The following is a 22,335-nucleotide window of genomic DNA, read 5'->3' as shown; positions in this document are numbered from 1 at the left end:
TATCTATGGTCGCCGTCCGGATTACTCGGCCAGCAACCGTGAAACGTCCTCGACTGATCGTTCCGTCGGTCGATACGTGAGTGGGTCTTCGTCGACTCGCTCAACTAAACCTAGTTGTGCGGCGTGGGTGAGATGCGCGGCTGCTTCACCAGCCCCCATCTTCGCGTGGATGCCGGACATCTCGCCGAAGAGCGTCCGTGCGACCGCCCACGGTGTGGCCCCGTCGTTTGGTGTCGCGTTGACGACGTCGGCCACGCGCTCTCGGTGGTGCTTTCGGATGACTTCGATGCGGTCGTCAAGCGAAACGGTTGGGCCGTGTCCCGGCCTTGCCGTTTGCGAGACATCCCACCTGGCAATCCGGTTGAGCGTCCGTAGATACGTCTCAAGCGGATTCCCTGCGGCAGTTCGGGTATCACTACCACCAACGTTTGGCGTGTACATCGGCAAGACCGCGTCACCGACGTAGAGCGTCCCCTCGGCATGGACCGCTATATGTCCACAGGTGTGACCGGGCGTGTGCCTGAGTTCGAGACCGGCAACGCTAGCACTGTCTGTGTGGCCAATTACTGGCACGGTTTCAGGCATCGGAGACGGAGAATCGGTTGCGCGAACGTCTGAAACAACCGCGTCTGAAGCTCCCCATGAACGGAGTGTTTCGGCGTCTCGTTCGACCCGGCGCTGGCGTTCAGCTCCGTAGTCCCGGATCAACGGTGCGTCTCGCTCGTGCATGTGAATATTGGCATCCGCGGCAGCTGCCAGCCGTGGGCCGAGTCCAGCGTGGTCAGAGTGCCAGTGTGTGAGTACGATCTCCTCCACATCGGCCACTCCGAGTCCGTGGCCTTCGAGTCCGGTGCGGAGTGTCTCCCAAGGTTTCTCACCCGGTGGGCCAGGATCGACGACCACTCCTCGTTCTGGGAAGACGTACGTGCTGTTCTCGCCTTCCGGACTACCGTGGCTGTGTGCGATACGGAACGGGCTCATTCGATGTTGAATAGCTCTGCCGAAGTCCCGTACAGAATTCGGTCTAGTGCCTCTGGTGAGAGTGGGAGCGACCGAACCGCCTCGGCGTTCTCTTTGATACCGGGGACCATCGGACCCGGCCAGTCGGTGCCGAACAGCACCTGTTCTACGACTTCTTCCAGCCGTGGGAAGTGATTCAGCAGGTTTGACGGGGGAATCGATGAGATATCAAAGTAGATGTTCTCGTGTCGACGCAGCAGGAACCACGCTTCGTCTGTGTACATTGGCCGTCCACCGTGGGCCATGATGATGTCGAGGTCGGGGAAATCGACTGCGACGTCGTCCAACGGCATCGGGTCCGAGAGCCGAGAGCGAGCGCCAGGGAAGATGCTCGTCCCTGTGTGTACCATGACCGGAACGTCAGCTTCCGCACAGCGTTCGTAGAGGCGACGGAGTCCGCCGGAGTCACGATACCCGGGGTCAGAGAGGTAATCGTTCGCCTGCACGTTTTGGTGTGGAGGATGTATCTTGATGCCGTCTAGGTCGAGGTCATCAAGGGCGTGATCGAGTTCCGCCTCGGCGTCGGCAGTCTCGTTTGGGTCGAACCCCCCGAAGGCGAGGATACGGTCTGGCGCTGTATCACGGAAGTCTGCGGCCCAGTCGTTCACGTCGTGCGTGTAGCCCAAAATTGGCGACACGTAATTAATGATGGCCGCTTTCTCCACGCCCTGTTCGTCGAGGTACTTGACGAACTGTTCCGGATTACGCGCTAATTCCAGCTTCTTGTCGAACCCGTGTCCGTGTTCGCGAAGCAATGCACGGGCATCGTCGTCCAGTCGCCAGAATGGATTCATGTGGACGTGTGCATCGATAATCCGTCCGGTATCATCGGTATTCGCTGGGCTATCGGCCATGTATCTCATGACAGTCGATATCATCTTATAATTGCTGGTATATTCAACCGCTGTCGTTCTTCTGTGAGGGCTCGGAACGAGGGGCGCGTTTAGACCTATACAGGCCACAGAAAAACAGAAATCGCCACATGACGGAACCGTGACGACACTACTCGAATCGTCGCGTCAGCATCCCGGCTCACTCCTCGCGTGTCTCGATGGAGACGGCGACATCACCAGTTCTCGGATCGAGATCGTCGAAATCGACTCGCAACGGCATATCACAAGTCGGACAGTCGACTGCAACGCGTAGACGACCATCCTGGATACTTTCCGGTATCTCTCCGTCGTCGTCTTCAAGGGGGTCACCGCATGCTGGACACGTTAGCACGTCGTACCTCATGTCTCACCCAAGCAGTGACGTTCCAGCGACATAAGTGGATATCATCTCTTCGTCACTCGAACCGGCCAGTCTGCTTGTAGTCCTGTCCGAGTTCTACGTAATGTTCGTGGACCATCGAAATTTCCTCACGCTGCGTATCGCTCAGTGGGCGCGTTTCCGCCGGGACGCCATAGGCTAAGTGACCTTCGGGTATCGTCTGGTCTTGTCGCACGAGACTGCCTGCAGCGACGAGACAGTTCGACTCTACCGTCGCACCACGCAACACCGCGCTGTTCATGCCGATGAGGGAGTGCTCCTTGACAGTGGCGTAGTCGATGACAACGTTGTGTCCCACCGACACCTCATCTTCGAGGGTCGCACCGTGGAGCATCGTGAACTCCTGAACGTTGCACTCGTCACCGACCGTGGCTGGCATATCGCTCTCGTCCCCGCGGAGACAAACGAACGGCCAAACACTGCTCTGTTCCCCGACGGCGACATCGCCGATAAGATACGCCATCTTCGAGACGAACGCTGAGTCCGCCACTATCGGTGCCGCACCGTATATTGACTCTTGCACAGGAATTCTCTGACCGGCCAGGCACATGTCTTTTCCGCCACTGCACACACATAGGAAGACCGACACCCCCTGGACTGCCGAAGCTGCGGTTGTAATATTAACACTTATACCTTTCCCTGTAGCGTTCGTACGTATGCGGATAACTGTACTAGGCGCAGGAACCATGGGTCATGGTATCACACAGGTCAGTGCAATGGCTGGTCACGATGTTACCCTTCGAGATCTTGACGAAGATCTCGTCGCTGACGGCATCGACGCCATCGAATCAAACCTTGACGGTGGCATCGAACGCGGGAAGGTCACCGAAAACGAAAAATCAGAAACGCTCGGTCGCATCTCCGGTGAGACCGACTTAGAGACCGCTGTCGACGGGTCCGACTTAGTCGTTGAAGCCGTTCCCGAAAAAGTCGACCTGAAAAAGAATGTCCTCTCTGAGGCCGAGGCAGCGGTCGACGAGGAGGTTGTTCTTGCAACCAACACCTCGTCGCTCTCGGTAACCGAACTCGCGAGTACCCTTGACAGGCCTGGTCGATTCGTCGGTTTGCACTTCTTCAACCCCGTCCACATCATGTCTCTCGTCGAAATTATCGTCGCGGAACGGACGACCGACCGGACGCGAGAGTTTGCTGTGGACTACGTCGACAGTATCGATAAGACACCGGTCGTCGTGCGTGACACTCCGGGATTCGCGTCTTCCCGTCTCGGCGTCGCACTCGGCGTCGAAGCTATCCGGATGGTCGAGGAAGGCGTCGCGTCGCCGGAAGACATCGACAACGCGATGGAACTAGGGTACAACCATCCAATGGGGCCACTCGAACTCACGGATGTCGTGGGGCTAGACGTTCGCCTGGACATTCTCGAGTACCTCCGTGAGGAACTAGGTGAGCGGTTCAAACCCCCACAACTGCTGAAGCGGAAGGTTCGTGCGGGCAAGAACGGACAGAAGTCCGGTGAGGGCTTCTACATCTGGGAGGACGGCGAACCAGTCGCTATGAGCGGCGAATGGGGTAACCGATGACTGACGACCCGATGGCAGTCTTGGACGCGGACTACGAGACACTCGATGTTGACCGAGATGGTGCGGGTACAGTCACGGTAACTATCGACCGGCCAGATGCACGGAATGCCCTGAATGGCACCGTCCGAGCGGAGTTGACCGACGTTTTGCAGGCCGTTGAGGATGCTGATGCTCGCGTTGCGATTATCACCGGTTCGGCGGAATGTAACGCCTTCGTCGCTGGCGCGGACGTGAGTGAACTTCGTGAGCGCAATATGCTCGAACAGCGCCGAGCGAGCGAACGACCTCGAATCTACGAAACCGTCGCAGAACTACAAACGCCAGTCGTCGCTCGCATCAACGGGCACGCGCTGGGTGGCGGACTCGAACTCGCGACTGCATGTGATATTCGTATCGTCCAGCGAGGAAGCAAGCTTGGACAACCAGAGATTAACCTCGGAATCATTCCGGGTGGTGGTGGGACACAGCGGCTTCCACGGCTGATCGGCGAGGGGCAGGCAATGAAACTGATCCTCACCGGCGACCTTATCGACGCTGATGAAGCCTATAACATCGGGCTCGTCGACGAAGTGACCGATCCAGACGGTCTTGACGACGCCGTCGCATCGATAACGGACTCTATCGCGGAAAAGAGCCCTATTGCACTCCAATACGCCAAGGAGAGCGTTCGCGCGGCGTCACAGATGGACCTGAACGACGGCATCGACTACGAGGCGGAACTGTTCGCACAGCTGTTCGCCACCGAAGACAAAAAGGAGGGTATCGACGCGTTCTTTGAGGATCGAGAACCTGAATGGAAAGGTCGTTAATCAGTATAGTGGGGACAAGGCGGTGAGATATTGGATGGGACCCGCGACAGCCCTATTTATGATCTGTTGATCAATCTCTCACTGGTACGAACTGAGCAGGATAACCTAAATGACCATGATGTACCGTCATCTTTATATTGTATGCGTATGCCCACCTAAATGGCAGGAACAGTAACGGCATCCATGACATGGTTGATCCTCAGCCTCTGACAACGTCACCTACTCAGTCAGCGTAACGGTTAGAGAGCCCCGATGTTGTAGCCCGCGTATTAGTGCCTCTCTGTCCCACGCTAATGTTGTTCCTGCCGTGTTTTCACCTCTGCGAGCGTAGTCCTCTTCAGGATTGAATGTACACTTCGGCAGACATCTCCGAACCTAGTCCGTACGGTGATTATTTCGCTCTTTTATAATTCTCTTAGCGTAGAGTATAATGTCCTACCAATAAGAGATGCTTCTCTCGTGAGTTTTGTGTGAGCCCACACACATCTTCAAGTGTTTTATACACGAGTTTCGGACCGGATGAGATCATCTACAGCTGTATTCTGGCTACTATATGCGCCTGATCCCTTCAATATCAACTGACCTATCTGCGTAGGAGATTTTGCTTTGCCGATTCTCTTGGGCGTCTGCATTCTGTTAATCAGGGATCCGAATGGTGGAGTGGTGGCTGAATGGCGAGTCCAGTTATTAAAGACGTATTCCAACATGCAGTATTCGCTTGAGCGATACATAGTTAGATAGTACACAGTTCTCGATAGTTGCTCATATTAAAGATACCAAAACAAAATATAGGGCAAAAATAAAAATATATCGCTATAATATAGGATGAAAATTTAAATTTGATGTCAGGCTAACATGAAATGTGGTAAAAAACCACTTATACAACAAAAGATGAATACAAATAGGATGAGGTGGCTGTACTCAAAGAGATACAGTGGATATCATGGAATGCGTCACATGTCAAACGCTCTGGGCTCAAGCCCTGAAGCTGTTAATCCGGGCAGTACAACGGAGGCTATAACGAATGATATATCATAGCGCTGTGAAACGGTTCCAGTATGGGTCGCGTATCAATTCCGGATCTCACTAAAAAGTATGAAGATGGAGATTCGCTCACGATGTTGACTGCATATGATGCTCCGCTAGCCCGTCAAATAGATACAGGTGGCGTAGATATGATCCTGGTCGGCGATAGTGCTGGTGATAATCACTTGGGGTACGATGACACGCTTCAGGTGACTCTCGACGAAGCACTGTCGAATACTGCAGCCGTTGACCGGGCGGTAGAGGATGCAATGGTAATCGGCGATATGCCGTTCTTGTCGTACGGCATGTCGCTTAAAAAGTCAGTCGAGAATGCCGGCCGATTCATGAAGGAGGCAGGGGCCGATGCTGTGAAATTAGAGACTGCTCCATACGGAGAAACGACCGTCGAGATCGTGTCTCGGTTAACTGAACTTGGAATGCCAGTCGTCGGCCATATTGGGTTGACCCCCCAGCGGATGAATCAAATTGGAGGCGGGTACGTACAAGGGCGGGGTGATGGCAGTTCGGCTACGGTTGAGGCGCTGGTTGAGACGGCGGAACAACTGGAAGAGGCCGGAGCGTTTTCCATCATCCTTGAAGCCGTCACAGAAGAGACGGGAAAACTGGTCACCGAGGCAGTCAATATTCCCACGATCGGCATTGGGGCAGGTCGGTACGTTGACGGGCAAGTTTTGGTCCTCACCGACGTATTGGGTCTAAATGAAGAATCGTACCGATTTTCGAAACAGTACACCGATCTCAATTCCATCATCCAAGAGGCAGTGGAATCTTATGTAGACGACGTGCGAGAAGGTGAGTTTCCATCCCAAGAGAACGTATTTGACGCCGTTGATGAGGAAACAAAGTAATTGTCGACGGGGATTCGCACAATTACTGAGTTTCTGATTAAGCCATGACGTCCCAGAGTGACTTCTCCTGAATCTCAAGTACATGGTCGGATCCGTTAACTAATTTTCCGGGAGCTTAGAGAGTTGTCACCCTGGATCTGACTTTGACGAGAATGATTGACTATTCATCCTATTCCAGTTGTCTTCTTCAATAGTGTGAGCGTGGCATCAGCTAACAGTCGCTGAATAGTTGAAATGAATGGCACAGATGGAATAAGTGACATCTATATGTACGATTATATCTGCCTCTCTCAGACAGTATTTTCACCACATTCCAACGCTGAGCAAGTCATAATCCCTGAATCCATAGTGTTAAGTTAGTGTGTATATTTGGGTTCTAATGTACAAAAGAGTCCATCTATGAGCGATATAACACACTACATAGAACACGTAACCAGCGGCAGGAATTTGGATATCGAAGAGGCGCGTGAAACCGCACAATTGATTTTCGGAGAGGCAACTCAGGCTCAGATTGGCGCACTGCTCGCTGCACTCCGCAAAAAGGGGGAGACTAAGACCGAGATCGCGGGCTTCGCACAGGGGATGCGAGATACAATGCGGACAATCAATCCGGATTGCTCCCCGCTAGTCGATATCTGTGGTACTGGTGGTGACGATTATAATACGATCAACGTCTCTACGACCAGCGCAATAGCCGCAGCGGGAGCAGGTGCGGTAGTAGCCAAGCACGGCAACTATTCGGTTTCTTCTTCATCAGGAAGCGCCGACGTACTGGACGCTGTAGGTGTAAATATTGAGGCTGAACCACAGGAGGTTGAAGCTGCAATCGAGTCCGACGGAATCGGGTTCATGCTTGCACCGGTTTTTAACCCGGCTATGGATGCCGTCATTGATCCACGCAAAGAAATTGGAATTCGGACGATCTTCAATATACTTGGGCCACTGACCAATCCTGCCGGTGCTGACGCACAAGTGGTCGGTGTATACAATCCAGATTTAGTGCCGATTATGGCTGAAGCGCTTGCCCAGCTAGAGGTTGAGCGAGCGCTTGTGGTGCATGGGTCGGGACTTGATGAAGTTGCAGTCCATGACGAAACGATTGTCGCTGAAATTACCGACGATTCTGTTGAGGAATATACAATCACTCCTGAAGACCTAGGGCTGGAAACCCATGCCATTGAATCGGTTGCAGGTGGAACGCCTGAAGAGAATGCAGCTGATCTCCGGGGAATACTTACAGGTTCAGTTACTGGCCCGAAGCGAAATATCATCCTTGCAAACGCAGGCGCTACAATATATACTGCTGGTGTCACAGAAACGATACAGCAAGGCGTTGCTCGTGCCCGTGCCGCAATCGATTCGGGAGCTGCTGCCGCCAAACTCCGTGATTTACGTGAATAATATCTAATAGAGAGAATCAAAAATAATATACTGACAACACTAAATAAACATGATACAGAAACTAGAACGAGCGAATTATACGCAAGTGATGGGTATTCTGAACGTTACCCCTGATTCGTTTTCTGATGGAGGCTGTTACACGACGGTTGAGGACGCCGTTACACGTGCTCAGGAGATTGATGAGGCGGGTGCAGACATAATCGACGTCGGTGGAGAAAGTACCCGACCGGGCGCCGAACCTGTTTCAACTCAAGAAGAACTAAAACGAGTTGTTCCTGTCATTGAACAGATCACTGAGAATCCTGAGATTGATGCGTTGATTTCTGTCGACACGTACAAACCAGACGTTGCGGATGCAGCATTAGATGCCGGTGCCGACGTCATCAATGATCAAAACGGGCTTGACGATCCTGAAATGCGGTCGTTGGTCGCTGTACGAGAGTGCAGTGTAGTGCTCATGGACGCAGTTAATCTTCCAGTCAATCCCGAGTATTCCTCGGACACTGATGATATAGTTACCCAGGTCTGTGAACGGCTAGATAACAATGTTGAGCGTGCTATGGCCGACGGGGTTTCTTCAGACCAACTCATCCTTGACCCAGGGATCGGTTTCGCAACTGGAGACGGTGAGGATATAGAACTTATCGCTCGCACTGACGAAATTGCTGAGCTCGGATTCCCAGTCCTCATCGGTGCATCACGCAAATCGTTTACAACCGAACTCATGGACCTCCCGCCGAACAATCGATTAGCGCCGAGTCTCGCTGCCAACCTCGTCGCAGCGGAAAACGGAGCAGACATTGTTCGGGTCCACGACGTCGAAGAAACAGTATATGCGCTCCGCACAGCGGAAGCAATGTGGGAGCATCGGACGAGTAACTAGGATGATGGCCGCGTAACGATGACTCGGTCCACCGCCGGTATTTAGAAGTGAAAAGTAATCTCGAAGCACTCAATAGATTCGTTCTATTAGCAATAAGTAATGGGTCAGAATCTCCTCACAGCATTGTTTGGCGATCCGTTCGCAGTGATGAACACGATTGGTTTAATCGCATTCGCCCTCGTTGGATCCTCGAAAGCGATCCGTGAGGGGTTCGACTTACTCGGAATTACTATCGTTGGTTTGACAATGGCCTTTGCTGGTGGAGCGACGCGCGATATCTTCGTGTCACGGATTCCACTAGCACTTCAGTCACCTGTTGAAATCAGTCTGGGACTCTTTGGAGTTGGATTGGCGATTGTACTGAGTATCGTCCTAACATCTCCAGATACTCATCCAATCACTGTTGTTGCGGACGCTATCGGGCTCGCGGCTTTTACTACAACCGGTGCTATTGTGGCCACCGAAGCAAGTGTCTCGGTGTTTGGTGTTATCGCTGTTGCAACGATCAATGCCGTAGGTGGCGGTGCGTTTGCCGATATCCTTCTGGATCGATCTCCGTTCATCCTGTTCGATGACTTCTATGCGAGTTGTGCAGTGCTGGGTGGAACTGGATTCTTTGTAGCCGAGGCTATGGGGGCCTCTGGGACCAGTGCTGCTGGAACATGCGCGCTTGTTACTATCACAACGCGATTAGCGGCGGTCAGTTATGATTGGAAACTTCCTACACTACAAGGTCTAGTTAAACAATGAGTTGGTATCGAATGTACAATTCAAATCTCAGTAAATAAATTTTGGTTACATTATCCGAGAATATTTAAATGATGCCTTTGAGTAAGTTACAATTATCGATTCATTACTTGTTGAGTGATGAATTTAAAAATTAGTGCAAGGGGGTGTGGAGGTCTCGGAGAAGACCTGGTACAAGCAACCACGGGGGCAATAGATGCCGGCCAAACCACGGACCTATTGCAGCAACAACCTGTTTTCAGACTCCGATCCAATCTGAACACTGGAACTCTCCGACGTCACAGGTTCAGTCCGTGTAGTTCAGCCATTTGTTCGGTTGGGGTTTCGCTACTTAACTTGATCGATTTGTGGCCAGCAACGAGTTGCAGACACTAGAGGATCAGTAGTCTGAAAAGGACTTGTCGTAGCTTGTGCAACTCTGACGAGTGTGCTGTACAGATTGCAGTCTAATTGTATTTTCACCCTGGTGTCTCATTTTCCTCCTCTCCATGGACAAAAGTAACCGGACAGGGTGCACTGAGTATCACATTTTGAGCAACACTTCCGAATACGGCCTTGTCAGTCGGTGACCGTCGTCTGCCGCCGACTACGATCTGGTCAGCATTGATCTCTTTGGAAAGCGCGACGAGTGCGTTCCCTGGTTTGCCGACTACGCCTCGAACAGTGTATGATTGCGCTTCCTCACTCAGCAACTGCACAGCGCTCTGAACGGTCGCATGCTTAGCCGCGATGTCGTCGGCGGACTCGTCATCGATTTCGTTGAGCTCTCCCTCATCCAATACCTGGTCGTACTCCTGTTCGGTGAGGAGATAGGGTGCAGTACCACTGAGTGCAGATACCCCGTCAAGTAAACCCGGTTCTTTGTCACTCTCGAAGACGTGGCCGATTACGATAGTCGCGTCAGTGGGCCTAGCCATTTCGAGAGCGACTCGAGTGAGTTCTTCCACACGCTGTTCGTCGTTATCGCCGAGAGCAAGCAGGATTGTATCTATCGCCACATAGAAATTACCGGCTTTAGCAATAAAAGCGGCGTCATACCGGATAATACCGCGATATCTCCGCGGGTCGCTGTCCGGCTGCTGACGGATGAGACACAGAGCGACACCAGCACGGATGCGGTTGAAACGTCAAATCCACTGAAGACAAACCGGTTCTGTGACGTTCAATCGTTGTTCGGTTTGAGTGAGACCACCTGTCTCGATGTCGATATCGAAGGCGATTACCTCGTCGGTATCCCGATTTTCTACAAAGAGAGTCTCTCCCGTCGGACAAACGTTGAAATGCCGGGGCCACTCGCCACCGGTCGGTGCCTCCTCAATGCGATGTAGTTCGTCACCATCAACAGCGAATGTGACGATAGTGTCTCGACCCCGGTTCGAGGCGAACACGTATCGGCCGGAGGGATGAACTTGGATCTCCGCAGTCTTGTTTTTTTCATCGAAATCGGATGGGAGAGTGGATACCTTCGACTCCTTCGTCAACTCACCGTCGAGGGTTCGCTGGAAGACGGTAACCGTCGAATCAAGTTCGTTGATGAGGTATACATACTCGTCGTCGGGACTGAAAGAGAGGTGGCGTGGACCGGACCCAGGTTCGATATCCACCGTCTGATACAATGCGATATTGTCCTCTTCAGGCCGAATATCGTAAATTACGACTTGATCAGTTCCGAGATCCGGAACATAGAGGTAGTCGTTATCCGGCCCGGGATTGACCGAGTGCGGATGTGGACTTGTCTGCCTGTTAGGATCGGTACTGGAGCCGCTATGTTCTATAACTGCAGTCGGCGCAGCCACTCCACCATCGGCTTTGAGCGGGAGCATCGACACAGCCCCACCTGTGTAATGAGCAACAAACAGGTACTCTCCTGTCGCATCGACACTACAGTGACAAGGGCTGAGTGCCCCACTCTCGACGCTGTTTACGAGCGATAGCTCGCCGGTGTCGTTGTCAACCTGGAAGGCCTTGATGACACCTTCTGGTTCAGCTCGAACTGCGGCGTAGATGTAATCGTCGTGCGGATGTGATGCGACGAACGTAGGGTCCGGGCCAGCGACGACGGAGTCGAGTTGGTCCAACGCACCGGTATCCGGATTGACTGCGACCGTGTGGACTCCCGCACTGTTTGCAGGGCTATACGTCCCAATAACTGCTATGGGAAATTTTTGTGTCACACCCTTTGATATCGTACCGTCGTATTCAGCTTTTCTGGTTTCGACGTGTTACGACTCCGTGTCGCGCTGCTCGGTCGTGGGGGGTTCGTTCCAAGTTTCGCCATTGTCCTGGGGCTGATATCCGAGTCGTTCGCGAGCGTTCTGGATGGAGAACCAGCGGCGGTCATTAGCGCTGACGCCGTTGAATATCCCGTAAGTCACGTCAGAGTCCTGCAGACAACAGTCGATCAGGTGAGCGAAGTCACGACGGGAGTGCCACGTGGCTTTCGTTCGCTTCACTGATTGTTGATACGCTGCGTCGCCCCGAGTGATTTCGCCTTCTTCGACGCGTCTCTCTGCAGGGCCGTATGGATTGTCGTATGCGGCCGACTGAACAGTACAGATACGCAGGGCATAGAACCGTCGCGGCCAATCCATTGCTTCCGCGTAATACCGGCCGATATCTTCGCCGAACGATTTCGTCGCACCGTAGAACGAATCCGGCCGGACGGGGTCCGTGTGGTCGAGTAATAGCGGGTGTTCCCGCCGGTAGATATCGGGTGCTAGTTCGGCTTCGTACAGCCCTTGCACGTGGTTCGTAGATCCGAACACAAAGGACTCAACTTCCGCGTCCCGTGCAGCCTCTAAGACGTTGTACATCCCGAGGATGTTCGGTTCGAAAACATCTGACCAGTCGCCGTCAGTGTAGGGATAGGCTGCAAGATGAACGACGGCGTCCTGCCCGTCGAAGGCGGGACGAATCGCATTGTAGTCGGATACGTCGGCGACGTGCGTATCGAACGAACCGTATCGGTGATCGTCAGGCCGGTCAGAGCGGTTCAGATACGTTAACTCGTAGTCCGAGCTCTGGTGCAGATTGTCGATTATGGCGGTTCCACACCGACCGTATGCGCCGGTGACCAGCACGTTCATAGAACATACCTCGGTTAAGCAATCAAATAAACTTGCGATATGTTCCCACAACGTGTCTTCACTATTAAACTGGTTAGTTCGGATACCGCCGGTCAGCGGCTGTTACTCCCGCCGAGAACACGCGAGCAGACCGTTGAGATACGCGATTGCATGGGCTCGGGAGCGGTGGCCCCACTCAGTGTCGTCAACGATTTCTGGGACGTGGTCCGGAACCATCACGCCATCGAACCCGACCTCTTGTAGCGCTTCGACAGCGTCTAGTGCATCGAAGTTACTCTGCTCGTCGTCGACGAACGTCTCCGTGAAACTCGGCCAGGTGCCGATGACATCTCGGAAGTGGACGAAGACGATATCGTCGTTAGAGCCGAAGTACTCTATCACATCAGTGATGTCCGTGTCCGGCATCTCAGAGAAGCATCCAAGGCAGAGCTTAAGTCCGTGATTCTCGCTCGGCACAAGATCCATCGCGCGCTGGAACGCCTCAAAGCTACGAAACAGGCGGGGGATACCGCCGAGTTGTTCGACCGTGGGTGGGTCGGCGGGGTGAAGTGCCATCTCGACGCCTGCCTCTTCGGCAACGGGCAGGACCTCTTCGAGGAATCGTTCGTAGTTGTCCCAGAGTTCCGCTTCCTCGTACTCACGCTCCACACCTGGGGCTCGTTCGTACGGGTCGGAGATGTCCTCGATGTCGAAGCCTCTCCCTCGCGCATCGCCACGCAGACGGACCGTCTGTGATGTGCGCATCGGCACGACGCCCCGCGGATTCCACTGATAGCCCAGTATCGGAATATCGGCCTGTCCCACGTTCCGGATGAGATTCTTGATGGTTTCCAGTTGCGCTTCCTGTCCATCCTTGCCGAGCATGATCTTTCCGTAGACGTTGTAACTCAGCGACTGGATGCCCATCAGCCGCAGGCCCGCATCTTCTGCGCGCCGGCGCGCCTGTACTAACTCGGAAACGGACGGGACGACGCCTTCGTCAATCGTGATCGTTTCGCTGTCGTTGCTACCCTCGTCTTCAAAAACGTCGCCACGCGGATCCCGGTGGTCTAGAAAGATGTCTTCGACGCCGATCTGCCGGCAGAAGCGAAGTCGTTCGTCCGAGAGCGTCCGTGTCCTGAGTCCACTCCGCAACGGGAGCGATTCTGTGTCGCTTGTCATGTTTTGTGTCATGTGCTAACTTACGTAGGTCTCTGTCTTAGCTCTTTGTTCTACGATAACTCACTCAATCAGCCGTGCGATATCGTCGTCCAATTTGTTGTAGATCTCCGTCGCTTCTTGTGCTTCTACCGATGACAGGGGCTGGATCGGCTCTCGCACACTCCCACCGTGCATCCCGGCGAGTTCGAGGCCCTTCTTTACAGCCGGGACACTGATAGCGCCTGCAATCGAGTTGTTTTGGCCGGTTCGGTCGCGGAAGTTCTGATAGGGCAGACAGATATCCCGGAGGTTTCGAGCGCGTTCCCAGTCCCCGTTCGAGAGTGCTTCGAACAGGGCGAGACCGACCTCTGGCCGGAAATTGCTTACACCAGCGGAGAAGCCTTCTGCACCCTCGGCCCAGTAGGAGACTGCGTAGGGCTCTGCTAAGCCGTTGACCCACACGACGTCGTCAGCACCCTTGCTCGTCGCCGCACCGAGTTTTATCGGATCTTCGAGAGCATACTTGATGCCAGCGACACCGTCGATTCGAGAAAGCTCCGCGAGATACTCGACAGATGGGTCGAAGCCACGGACGTACGGGACCAGCGGCGTTTCGGTCACGTCGGCTAATTTGTGATAGTAGTCGAGCAACCCACGTTCGTGCAGGTACGTGTGGTCTGGCGGCATTATCATCATCGCGTCGACGCCGATGCGGTCGTAGGCCTGAATCAAATCACGGGCTGCCGACGTGCTCCCACCGACGCCAGCGAGTACACACGCGTTGGATGGGAGCCCTTTCACGCTCGTTTCGGTCACCTCAACACGCTCTTCCTGAGACAAGGAGTGGTACTCGCTGATGTTCGCAGCCGCGAGATACGTGCGAATTCCGCGTTTATAATGTGCCTGTGCGTTTTTTTCAATCTTCCAGTACTCTATCTCACCTTGGTCGTCGAAGGGGGTCAAGAGACCGACCGCCACACCTCTAAGACGGTCTTTGACCTCCTCTATACCGAGTGTCATTGTGTAGACCCAGTAACTGCTAGTATAAATAACTGTCCATAAATCCCATTCCAATTAGCTAACGACGGCGACGTACGTGAACAGTTGAGGAAGCGATTCACCACGCGGTCTGCTCTGTCCACTGATGATAGGATTCAGTAATTTCGATAGACGGTCTTTGTCGAGGTGAAGAAATCGAGGCCAGCGTCTCCTTGTTCGCGGTAGGTATTCGTCGAAGAGTCTTTGTAGCCGCCGAAGGGAACGTGTAGCTCCAGCCCAGTCGTCTTCTCGTTCACTTTAGCGACACCGGATTCAATACGGTCGACGAACGCGTCGGCCTCAGAGAGTCGATCGGTCACGATGCTCGCGGCGAGTCCGTAGTCGGTGTCGTTCGCTAACTCTATCGCGTCGTCGAAATCACCAGCTTCGATGACGGATAGCACCGGGCCAAATATCTCCTCCTGTGCGATGCGCATGTCGTTGCTCACGTCGGAGAATACGGTCGGAGCGACGTAGAATCCGTCTTCGAAGTCGTTCTCGTTCAATCGGGTCCCGCCGGTTTCGAGAGTGGCACCCTCCTCACGTCCGATATCGACATACTCCAGCGTGGAGGCGAGCTCACTCTTCGAAACGTGTGGGCCCATATCTGGGTCGTCCAGACCGGCACCGATATCCACTGAGTCGGCGTATTCGACGACTTTCTCAACGAACGACTCGTAGACGTCCTCGTGAACGATGGCCCGTGACGCGGCAGTACAGGATTGGCCCGTCGTGCCGAAAGCTCCATTCGCGACTATTTCTGCAGCCTCGTCGAGATCCGCACTCGGCATCACGACAGTCGGGTTCTTTCCTCCCATCTCACATTGAACCCGCTTGCGTTCCGCAGCGGCACTCTCTGCGATGTGCGTTCCGACGGACGTACTTCCAGTGAAGGACACGCCATCGATGTCGTCGTGTTCGACGAGTGGTGTTCCGACTTGGCTCCCAGAGCCTGTGACCATATTTGCGACGCCGTCTGGCAGACCAGCCGAATCGAGGCACTCGAAGAGTATTCGCGTCGGGCCAGGTGCAGCGGTTGCGGGCTTGATGACGACAGAGTTGCCTGCCGCGAGTGCTGGGGCAAGTTTCCAGGCCGGAATCGCGATTGGGTAATTCCATGGCGTAATGAGTCCGACGGTCCCCAGCGGTTCGACTTTCGTGTAGAGGTCCGTGCTGCGACTGCTAGACGCCTTGTGTTTCCCCCCGAGGTCCCTCGCCTTCTGACCGTAGTACGCGAAGATATCGATAGCTCGCTGCACTTCGCCCGCTGCTTCGGACCGTGCTTTCCCTTCTTCGCGAACCAGCGTCTCGATGGCTTCCTCTTTCCGGTCCGCGAGCGTGTCGCCCGCCTGCTTCAGCACCGCTCCCCGCTCCGGTCCGGGTGTTGCCGCCCACGTGTCCTGTGCAGCAGCTGCGACCTCTATCGCCCCGTTAGCATCCGCTTCACTGGACTGTTGATACATTCCGACGACTTCGTCGGACTGTGCTGGATCGATAACCTTGAACAACTCTCCGGACTCGGCGGTGACCCACTCACCGCGTACATAATTCTTGTAGCTCTCCGACATCAGAGGTAGATACCCGATACCCGCTTACAAATGTTTTGATGAGATGGTCCACTTCGCGCCGTAGATCAATCTGAGGCGTGGGATTACGAGTACATGGAGTTGACTTCGATGACGTTGGCGGCCTGCGCGATCTTCTCAGAGAGTTCGTTTTCGATTCTATCTTCTGTCATCCGCTGGGATGGTGCCGAGATGCTGAGTGCGCCGAAGACACCTGCCTCCGGATCTGAGACAGCCATCCCAATACAGCGGACCCCTGGGATGTTTTCCTCGTCGTCGATGGAATATCCGCGCTCACGTGTCTCGCCCAGTTCCGCCAGCAGCTCGTCAGGATCAGTAAGCGTGTGTTCTGTCCGTGCGGTCAGTTCGTGTTGGTCGATGATTCGTTCTGCGTCTTCGCTTGGTAGTTCGGCCAGTATTGCTTTGCCCAGCGATGTCGAGTGCATTGGCATCCGTTTACCGACTTTCGAGGCGGTCTCGACTGCTGAATCACCCTTGGATTTCGAGAGATAGACTACCTGCCCGTTCTCCTCTGCACCAAAGTGAACGACTTCACCGGTTTCTTCTGCGAGCGTACGAACTTGCTCTCTGACGATCTCTCGCTTCGCGATCCGCTCCTTGATTGATTCGGCGATGTCGACGAACTGCAGACTAAGATAATACGAATGTCCGTCTTTCACAACGAGCCCCTCGTCTGCGAGGGTAGCGAGATGGCCGTGTACTGCACTCTTCGAAAAATCCATCTCTTCGGATATTTCCGTGATACCTGCCTCGCCACGCGTCTGGAGAATATCGATAATTCGGCAGGTCTTGCGGACCGCCTCTATCTTTCGCGGCGTGTTCGTGGGCATAGTTCATACAACAAAGCGACGCCACTTATACCTTGTTCTCTTCTATCGAATCCTGTGTTTCAGACCATCTAAGGGCCAGAAAACGAAGAATAGATATTTCAATTCGAATTACATTCGGAACTTTCGCGCTAGGCAGGTCTGGCACCTGGACCTATACTTCCAGGGCCGGAACAGGAAGTACGCGGTCCTTTGGTTGGAAATAACTAGTGTACTGGTGTTAGTAACAGTGGTGGCCGACGTCACTCGGTGCTCTGTGCAGCTTCCAACTCGTTCGGACCAGCTTGTTGATCTCCAGTCCTGTCAATCACTTCCGATAGAATCGTTCGACAAGTGAGAAACGGCTAGATGAGGGCCTAAGAATGTCATAATCACTTGAAGCGATCTCCCACTCAGGACCTTCTACACCGTGACGCAGCTTAAACGGACTCATGAGATAACTGTTGTACTTGTGTTATTCCAACCCGTCTCGTCTGATTTTTGCTACAGTTAGATGCTGAAGCTATCGTACTGACTGGTGATTCGCTCTTCGAGAACACACGGTCGTTTCCGGTATTCGATTCTCAAATGAGCACTGCGTAACGAGCAGCAATGGCTGACATACGAGCTATCTCTGCCGTTTATGAACTCGAGCTGCTCGGACAAGCCCCAGTCTGAAGCCCTTTCTCACCTGATTCGTTGCTGGAGAATCTATTGGATTGCAAGAGAATCGACTCGATACCGCCCGGCTTGTCGTTAGATTTATATATATGAACCAGCGACCCGAATACATGGGCTTCGTTGATGACAGTTACCTCCTTGAGTCGGGGAAAGCTGTTGAACTGTACGACAGTATCAGAGATCTTCCGATAGTTGACCCGCACAGTCACGCTGACCTCAACGAAATCGTAGCCAATGACGGCTGGAACGATATCTGGGAGGTAGAAGGAGCGACAGACCACTACGTATGGTCGATGATGCGAAAACGAGGTGTTCCGGAGCACAAGATAACCGGCGACGCCTCGAACAAGGAAAAGTGGATGGCACTGGCGGAGGTCTTCCCAGAACTTGCGGGCAATCCGACTTACGAGTGGATACATCTCGATTTGCAACGGCAGTTTGGTATCGAGAAGCCGATATCATCAGAGACTGCTGAAGAGATCTGGCGCGAGACAGAGGCACAGTTATCCACCCGTGACATGCGTCCTCAAGAACTTCTCGATGCCATGGATGTCGAAGTTCTCTGTACGACGGACGACCCGACTTCTTCGCTCTCGGAGCACGAACGTGCTGCCGACGACATTGACGGGCTTAACGTGTGTCCGACGTGGCGCATTGACCGAGCGTTCCAGGTTGACAATGGATCGTGGTATGGGTTCGTCGAAGAACTTGAGTCGGCAACCGGAATTCGGACCGAGACGCTATCGGGGTTCCTGGATGCCATGGCTCAGACACACGACTACTTCGCTGAACACGGCTGTCGGGCTAGCGACCTCAGTCTGACCGAACCAGTCTCCAGACCGGTCAGTCGAGAGCGTGCGCGAACCCTCTATCAACGGGCCATCGACGGACAGAACCTGACGGAAACGGGTGTTCGTGACCTTCAGGCGTTCTTGCTCGAAGAGGTAGGGAAGCTCAATGCCGAGAAAGACTGGGTCATGCAGCTTCATATCGGGCCTGTCCGCGACTACCGTGACTCCCTCTACGAGACTGTCGGCGCCGACGCGGGTGGGGATGTTTCGACGCAGTCGATCGAGTTGACAGATAACCTCCGGTATTTCCTGAACACGTTCGACAATGAAATGGATATTGTCCTCTACACTGTCGACCCGACACACTATCCGTCCATCACGACACTGTCGCGGGCGTTCCCGAACGTCAGCGTCGGTCCTGCGTGGTGGTTCAATGACAGTCCGTATGGAATAGACGAGCAATTGCGTCAGGTCGCCAGCGTCGACCTGCTCGCGAATCATGCTGGGATGGTGAGTGATTCCCGGAAGCTGATGTCGTTCAGTTCCCGTTTCGAGATGTTCCGCCGTTCGTTGGCGAACATGCTTGGCGACTTGGTCGATCGAGGGCAAATACCGATGGCTCATGCCGAGAATCTCGCGACTCACCTGGCCTACGATCGACCTAAGTCTCTCTACGGATTCGAGTAGTGTAGACGAGTGTACTGACAGGCCGGTCGGCATAATCTGCCCCGGAAGATCGGGTCGACAGATTTGTCCTCGGCTCGTCCACGTTCGCCAAAAACACGAACATACATACACCTCCGCTACGATCTGGGTTGTAGACCACGATGACTGTTCCAAACGATTTCGATATCGACGGCAAAGTCTGCGTGATAACCGGTGGATCGGGCGTCTTGGGCTCCGAAATGGCAAAAGCGATCGGTGAGAACGGCGGCAAGGTCGCACTCCTCGCCCGCGGGGAAGAGGGACTTGAGGAGACACGAGCCGAACTTGCGGAACGGGGGATCGATGCCATCACTATTCCGGCGTCGGTGCTCGACCGCGCTGAACTGGATGCGGCCGCTGAGACGGTCGTCGACGAATTCGGGCGCATCGACGTTCTCGTCAACGCCGCCGGCGGGAATCATCCCGACGCAACGACGGGGGCAGACACGTCCTTCTTCGATCTGTCGAAGGAGGGCCTCGAAAGTGTCGTTAACATCAACTTCGTGGGAACGATTCTCGCGTCGCAGGCCTTCGGCAAGTACATGGCCGATCGGGGGAAGGGAACGATCCTGAACGTTTCGTCGATGAACGCGTTCACACCTTTAACCAAGATTCCCGGGTATTCAGGCGCGAAGGCCGCCGTCTCGAACTTCACGGAATGGTTGGCCGTCCACATGGCACAGGAGTATTCCCCAGATATCCGCGTGAACGCGATTGCGCCGGGGTTCTTCCTCACCGAACAGAACCGTTATCTGTTGATCGACGAGGAAACCGGGGAGTTCACGGATCGCGGACAGTCTATCATCGACCATACTCCGCAAGGCCGATTCGGCGATCCGGAGGACCTCTCGACGACCATTCTGTGGCTGATTGCACCCGGTTCTGAGTTCATCACCGGGACAGTGATTCCGATCGACGGCGGATTCTCCGCGTTCAGCGGCGTCTGAGGCGATCGGTTTTGGACGCTGTGGTTGGCCGCGCTGGTCTCCACTTCACCTACACCGATATCACGACGAAACACAAGAATCCGCGGGCTTCACCGACTAAGACATCAAGCGACGGTCAACGATAGCGTAGTGCAACTCCGTCGCAGGTATGGCGAATTGTGCTCTCTTCTTCGCCCGTGAGGATACCTTCGTCACCGATGAGGTGCGCCATGCAGACGGCGGGTGGACCTCGGACGATTGGCGGTATCGCAATGGACGAGCCTGACACGCCGGGCGCTTGGGTAGCTAGAGGGATGGCAGAAAGCTCTGAGTTGAGACATCCAGCAGCCGATGCCCCTTCTCAGTCGGTAGTCGATCTAAGACTACATTTTAGTGGTATGGTTGTGTCTTTCAAGCATGATCAGAAATTGCATGGGCCAAAAACTATTAATATTATAGTATATGTATGTCTGGTCGTAACATGTCCGACGATAGTGGTGTACACAGGCGACGGTTTATTCGAGCAGTTGGTACGACAGGCATTGGCGCCTCGATTGCTGGGTGTTCGGGCGACGGTGGTAGTGGATCAAACACGACCGGGGGAGGCAGTGGCGGTTCAACCGGGTCGACGACAGTATCGATGAACTTGATAGCTCGGACGCCAAAGCAGGCCATAGAACAGTTCGAGCCAGCGCTCCACGAGGCGGGGCTCTCGGAGGACATCAATATCGAGGTCAGTACCAAGTCACCCGGAACGCTGGAAGAGCAGTACCGACAGTGGCTCAACGCCGGTCGGAGCAGTCCGGACATCCTGACTATGGACGTCGGGTGGTCGATCCCGTTCATCCGCCGCGGACAGTTATTGAACCTCAGTGATGCACTCCCCGCTGAACACGTCCAGACCCTCGAGAACGAGTACAACGCCGAGAGCATCGATTCGAGCCGTGGCCGAAACGGGAACATCTTCGGGGTCCCTCTCATCATGGACGTTCGAGGGATGTGGTACCGGCGCGACCTTGCTCGGGAGGCCGGGTACGACCCCGATGCTGAGAACTGGGGTACGGAACCAAAATCGTGGGAAGAGTTCTCCCAGATCGCCGCCGATATCCAGGAGCAGCAGGGGCTCCAGTATGGGCTCACGATGCCCTTCGAGCTTTCACAAACCATCACATGTTGTACGTTCAACTCCATCATGTCACAGTGGGGTGGTGCGTACTTCGGCGGTCGAGAGCATCTGTTCGGACCCGTCGGCGACCGGCCGATCACTATCGACGAAGAACAGGTTCTCAGCGCACTCCGGATGCTTCGGACGTTCATGTGGGGGCACGAGGACCAGCACTCGCTGGACAACGATTCGTTCGTCGGTGGCATCGTCCCATCTGACGTGCTCGGGTGGCGATACACCAAAGACCTCGATGCCTTCCTCAACGGAAATTCGTTCGCCTATACTGTCGGCAACCCCGCGTTCGCCAAGCTCGCATCTTCGGGAGACAACTTCGGCGACGCCGTGAACGAGAAACTCGGTCTCATGCCGAAGCCGTATGGGATTCAACAGTCAGACTCAACGTACGAGGGTGTCGGTGGGACGATGTCACCACTGGCTGGCTACAACCTCTCGGTCAATCCGAATTCCAACAAGCAGGACGCGGCGCTCGAAGTGCTGCAAACGGTGATGAAGGACGACTTCCTTGTCAAGTGGTTCAATCTGTCGGGCTATCTGCCAGCGAAGCCGAAACTCCTGCAGTCCGAGGCGGTGAAGAACCACTCGCTCTTCGGCCAGTACATGGATACGTTCTCGGTGATGGCTGACAACGCGATGCCCCGCCCGGTCACACCCATCTACTTCCAGGAGTCGAAGGTCATCTCCCAAGAAGTCCACAACGTAGTCTCCCAAAGCAAGGCTCCCAAGAAGGGGATGGCCGATGCCAAGGAACAGTTAGCGCAGATCGAGGACAGCTATGGCCAGTAGTAACCGGACAGCAACGCAAAAGGCGTCGATAGTTCCGAA

Annotated in this window: 20 protein-coding genes; 9 read left to right on the top strand and 11 right to left on the bottom strand. The window is 54.3% G+C overall.

Features of this window, described 5'->3' with window-relative positions; all coding sequences use genetic code 11:
* Window positions 1-21: 21 nt before the first annotated feature.
* The 4 genes from EGH21_RS19985 to EGH21_RS19970 form a co-directional block, all read right to left on the bottom strand.
* Window positions 22-981, bottom strand: coding sequence for an MBL fold metallo-hydrolase (locus EGH21_RS19985; RefSeq protein ID WP_236035706.1), 960 nt, complete (start codon window positions 979-981; stop codon window positions 22-24).
* Window positions 978-1,874, bottom strand: a complete 897-nt coding sequence (locus EGH21_RS19980) for an amidohydrolase family protein (RefSeq protein WP_220620170.1) — start codon at window positions 1,872-1,874, stop codon at window positions 978-980. The genes EGH21_RS19985 and EGH21_RS19980 overlap by 4 nt, the downstream gene beginning before the upstream one ends.
* Window positions 1,875-2,052: 178 nt before the next feature.
* On the bottom strand, window positions 2,053-2,256 hold the full coding sequence (locus EGH21_RS19975) for a CpXC domain-containing protein (RefSeq protein ID WP_220620169.1): 204 nt from the start codon (window positions 2,254-2,256) through the stop codon (window positions 2,053-2,055).
* 52 nt (window positions 2,257-2,308) lie between these two features.
* On the bottom strand, window positions 2,309-2,815 hold the full coding sequence (locus EGH21_RS19970; RefSeq protein WP_328765728.1) for a gamma carbonic anhydrase family protein: 507 nt from the start codon (window positions 2,813-2,815) through the stop codon (window positions 2,309-2,311).
* Between the two features lie 133 nt (window positions 2,816-2,948).
* On the opposite strand from EGH21_RS19970, the gene EGH21_RS19965 reads away from it, so the two are divergent.
* From EGH21_RS19965 to EGH21_RS19940, 6 genes are all read left to right on the top strand, one after another.
* A complete protein-coding gene (locus EGH21_RS19965) occupies window positions 2,949-3,833 on the top strand; it encodes a 3-hydroxyacyl-CoA dehydrogenase family protein (RefSeq protein WP_220620202.1) in 885 nt (294 codons plus the stop codon).
* Window positions 3,830-4,642, top strand: a complete 813-nt coding sequence (locus tag EGH21_RS19960) for an enoyl-CoA hydratase/isomerase family protein (protein WP_220620167.1) — start codon at window positions 3,830-3,832, stop codon at window positions 4,640-4,642. Before EGH21_RS19965 ends, EGH21_RS19960 begins: the two co-directional genes overlap by 4 nt.
* A 1,058-nt stretch (window positions 4,643-5,700) precedes the next feature.
* Window positions 5,701-6,537 carry a 3-methyl-2-oxobutanoate hydroxymethyltransferase gene (gene panB / locus EGH21_RS19955; protein WP_220620166.1) on the top strand — a complete coding sequence of 279 codons (837 nt, stop codon included), beginning with the start codon at window positions 5,701-5,703 and terminating at the stop codon, window positions 6,535-6,537.
* A gap of 408 nt (window positions 6,538-6,945) precedes the next feature.
* Complete coding sequence (trpD, locus tag EGH21_RS19950) at window positions 6,946-7,938, top strand: anthranilate phosphoribosyltransferase (protein ID WP_220620201.1); 993 nt, start codon at window positions 6,946-6,948, stop codon at window positions 7,936-7,938.
* A gap of 88 nt (window positions 7,939-8,026) precedes the next feature.
* Window positions 8,027-8,821, top strand: coding sequence for a dihydropteroate synthase (folP, locus tag EGH21_RS19945; protein ID WP_220620165.1), 795 nt, complete (start codon window positions 8,027-8,029; stop codon window positions 8,819-8,821).
* A 99-nt stretch (window positions 8,822-8,920) separates the two neighbouring features.
* Window positions 8,921-9,571: a trimeric intracellular cation channel family protein gene (locus tag EGH21_RS19940; RefSeq protein WP_220620164.1), complete on the top strand. Its 651-nt coding sequence runs from the start codon at window positions 8,921-8,923 to the stop codon at window positions 9,569-9,571.
* Between the two features lie 455 nt (window positions 9,572-10,026).
* On the opposite strand, the gene EGH21_RS19935 is transcribed toward EGH21_RS19940, so the two are convergent.
* The 7 genes from EGH21_RS19935 to EGH21_RS19905 form a co-directional block, all read right to left on the bottom strand.
* Window positions 10,027-10,566: a universal stress protein gene (locus tag EGH21_RS19935; RefSeq protein ID WP_220620163.1), complete on the bottom strand. Its 540-nt coding sequence runs from the start codon at window positions 10,564-10,566 to the stop codon at window positions 10,027-10,029.
* Window positions 10,567-10,695: 129 nt separating this feature from the next.
* Window positions 10,696-11,742: a lactonase family protein gene (locus tag EGH21_RS19930; RefSeq protein ID WP_220620162.1), complete on the bottom strand. Its 1,047-nt coding sequence runs from the start codon at window positions 11,740-11,742 to the stop codon at window positions 10,696-10,698.
* Window positions 11,743-11,790: 48 nt separating this feature from the next.
* Window positions 11,791-12,654, bottom strand: a complete 864-nt coding sequence (locus EGH21_RS19925) for an NAD-dependent epimerase/dehydratase family protein (protein WP_220620161.1) — start codon at window positions 12,652-12,654, stop codon at window positions 11,791-11,793.
* Window positions 12,655-12,756: 102 nt separating this feature from the next.
* Entirely contained in the window at window positions 12,757-13,815 is a 1,059-nt protein-coding gene (locus EGH21_RS19920) for a mannonate dehydratase (RefSeq protein ID WP_220620160.1), read from the bottom strand.
* Between the two features lie 60 nt (window positions 13,816-13,875).
* Window positions 13,876-14,814 (bottom strand): dihydrodipicolinate synthase family protein, encoded by a 939-nt coding sequence (locus tag EGH21_RS19915; protein ID WP_220620159.1) that lies wholly within the window; start codon window positions 14,812-14,814, stop codon window positions 13,876-13,878.
* Between the two features lie 134 nt (window positions 14,815-14,948).
* Window positions 14,949-16,400: a 2,5-dioxovalerate dehydrogenase gene (gene xacF, locus EGH21_RS19910; protein ID WP_220620158.1), complete on the bottom strand. Its 1,452-nt coding sequence runs from the start codon at window positions 16,398-16,400 to the stop codon at window positions 14,949-14,951.
* A gap of 83 nt (window positions 16,401-16,483) precedes the next feature.
* Window positions 16,484-17,248, bottom strand: coding sequence for an IclR family transcriptional regulator (locus EGH21_RS19905; RefSeq protein WP_220620157.1), 765 nt, complete (start codon window positions 17,246-17,248; stop codon window positions 16,484-16,486).
* Between the two features lie 767 nt (window positions 17,249-18,015).
* Between EGH21_RS19905 and uxaC the strand changes: the two genes are divergently transcribed.
* The 3 genes from uxaC to EGH21_RS19890 all read left to right on the top strand — a co-directional run bounded on the left by uxaC (window position 18,016) and on the right by EGH21_RS19890 (window position 22,296).
* Window positions 18,016-19,383 carry a glucuronate isomerase gene (gene uxaC, locus EGH21_RS19900; RefSeq protein ID WP_220620156.1) on the top strand — a complete coding sequence of 456 codons (1,368 nt, stop codon included), beginning with the start codon at window positions 18,016-18,018 and terminating at the stop codon, window positions 19,381-19,383.
* Window positions 19,384-19,523: 140 nt separating this feature from the next.
* A complete protein-coding gene (locus EGH21_RS19895; protein WP_220620155.1) occupies window positions 19,524-20,348 on the top strand; it encodes an SDR family oxidoreductase in 825 nt (274 codons plus the stop codon).
* A 619-nt stretch (window positions 20,349-20,967) separates the two neighbouring features.
* Window positions 20,968-22,296 (top strand): ABC transporter substrate-binding protein, encoded by a 1,329-nt coding sequence (locus EGH21_RS19890; RefSeq protein ID WP_220620154.1) that lies wholly within the window; start codon window positions 20,968-20,970, stop codon window positions 22,294-22,296.
* The last annotated feature ends 39 nt before the right edge of the window (window positions 22,297-22,335 follow it).

This window comes from Haloarcula rubra (assembly GCF_019599465.1).
GTDB lineage: Archaea > Halobacteriota > Halobacteria > Halobacteriales > Haloarculaceae > Haloarcula > Haloarcula rubra.
Note: the sequence above shows the minus strand (reverse complement) of the source record. Positions and strands in the feature narration are given on the sequence as shown.

Bases quoted from the DNA above. Each gene is read 5' to 3' on its own strand.
- EGH21_RS19890 (WP_220620154.1), top strand. From the start codon at position 20,968: ATGAACTTGATAGCTCGGACGCCAAAGCAGGCCATAGAACAGTTCGAG.
- EGH21_RS19985 (WP_236035706.1), bottom strand. From the start codon at position 981: ATGAGCCCGTTCCGTATCGCACACAGCCACGGTAGTCCGGAAGGCGAG.
- EGH21_RS19895 (WP_220620155.1), top strand. From the start codon at position 19,524: ATGACTGTTCCAAACGATTTCGATATCGACGGCAAAGTCTGCGTGATA.
- EGH21_RS19980 (WP_220620170.1), bottom strand. From the start codon at position 1,874: ATGGCCGATAGCCCAGCGAATACCGATGATACCGGACGGATTATCGAT.
- folP (WP_220620165.1), top strand. From the start codon at position 8,027: ATGGGTATTCTGAACGTTACCCCTGATTCGTTTTCTGATGGAGGCTGT.
- EGH21_RS19925 (WP_220620161.1), bottom strand. From the start codon at position 12,654: ATGAACGTGCTGGTCACCGGCGCATACGGTCGGTGTGGAACCGCCATA.
- EGH21_RS19915 (WP_220620159.1), bottom strand. From the start codon at position 14,814: ATGACACTCGGTATAGAGGAGGTCAAAGACCGTCTTAGAGGTGTGGCG.
- uxaC (WP_220620156.1), top strand. From the start codon at position 18,016: ATGGGCTTCGTTGATGACAGTTACCTCCTTGAGTCGGGGAAAGCTGTT.
- EGH21_RS19960 (WP_220620167.1), top strand. From the start codon at position 3,830: ATGACTGACGACCCGATGGCAGTCTTGGACGCGGACTACGAGACACTC.
- EGH21_RS19920 (WP_220620160.1), bottom strand. From the start codon at position 13,815: ATGACAAGCGACACAGAATCGCTCCCGTTGCGGAGTGGACTCAGGACA.
- panB (WP_220620166.1), top strand. From the start codon at position 5,701: ATGGGTCGCGTATCAATTCCGGATCTCACTAAAAAGTATGAAGATGGA.
- EGH21_RS19975 (WP_220620169.1), bottom strand. From the start codon at position 2,256: ATGAGGTACGACGTGCTAACGTGTCCAGCATGCGGTGACCCCCTTGAA.
- EGH21_RS19940 (WP_220620164.1), top strand. From the start codon at position 8,921: ATGGGTCAGAATCTCCTCACAGCATTGTTTGGCGATCCGTTCGCAGTG.
- xacF (WP_220620158.1), bottom strand. From the start codon at position 16,400: ATGTCGGAGAGCTACAAGAATTATGTACGCGGTGAGTGGGTCACCGCC.
- EGH21_RS19905 (WP_220620157.1), bottom strand. From the start codon at position 17,248: ATGCCCACGAACACGCCGCGAAAGATAGAGGCGGTCCGCAAGACCTGC.
- EGH21_RS19965 (WP_220620202.1), top strand. From the start codon at position 2,949: ATGCGGATAACTGTACTAGGCGCAGGAACCATGGGTCATGGTATCACA.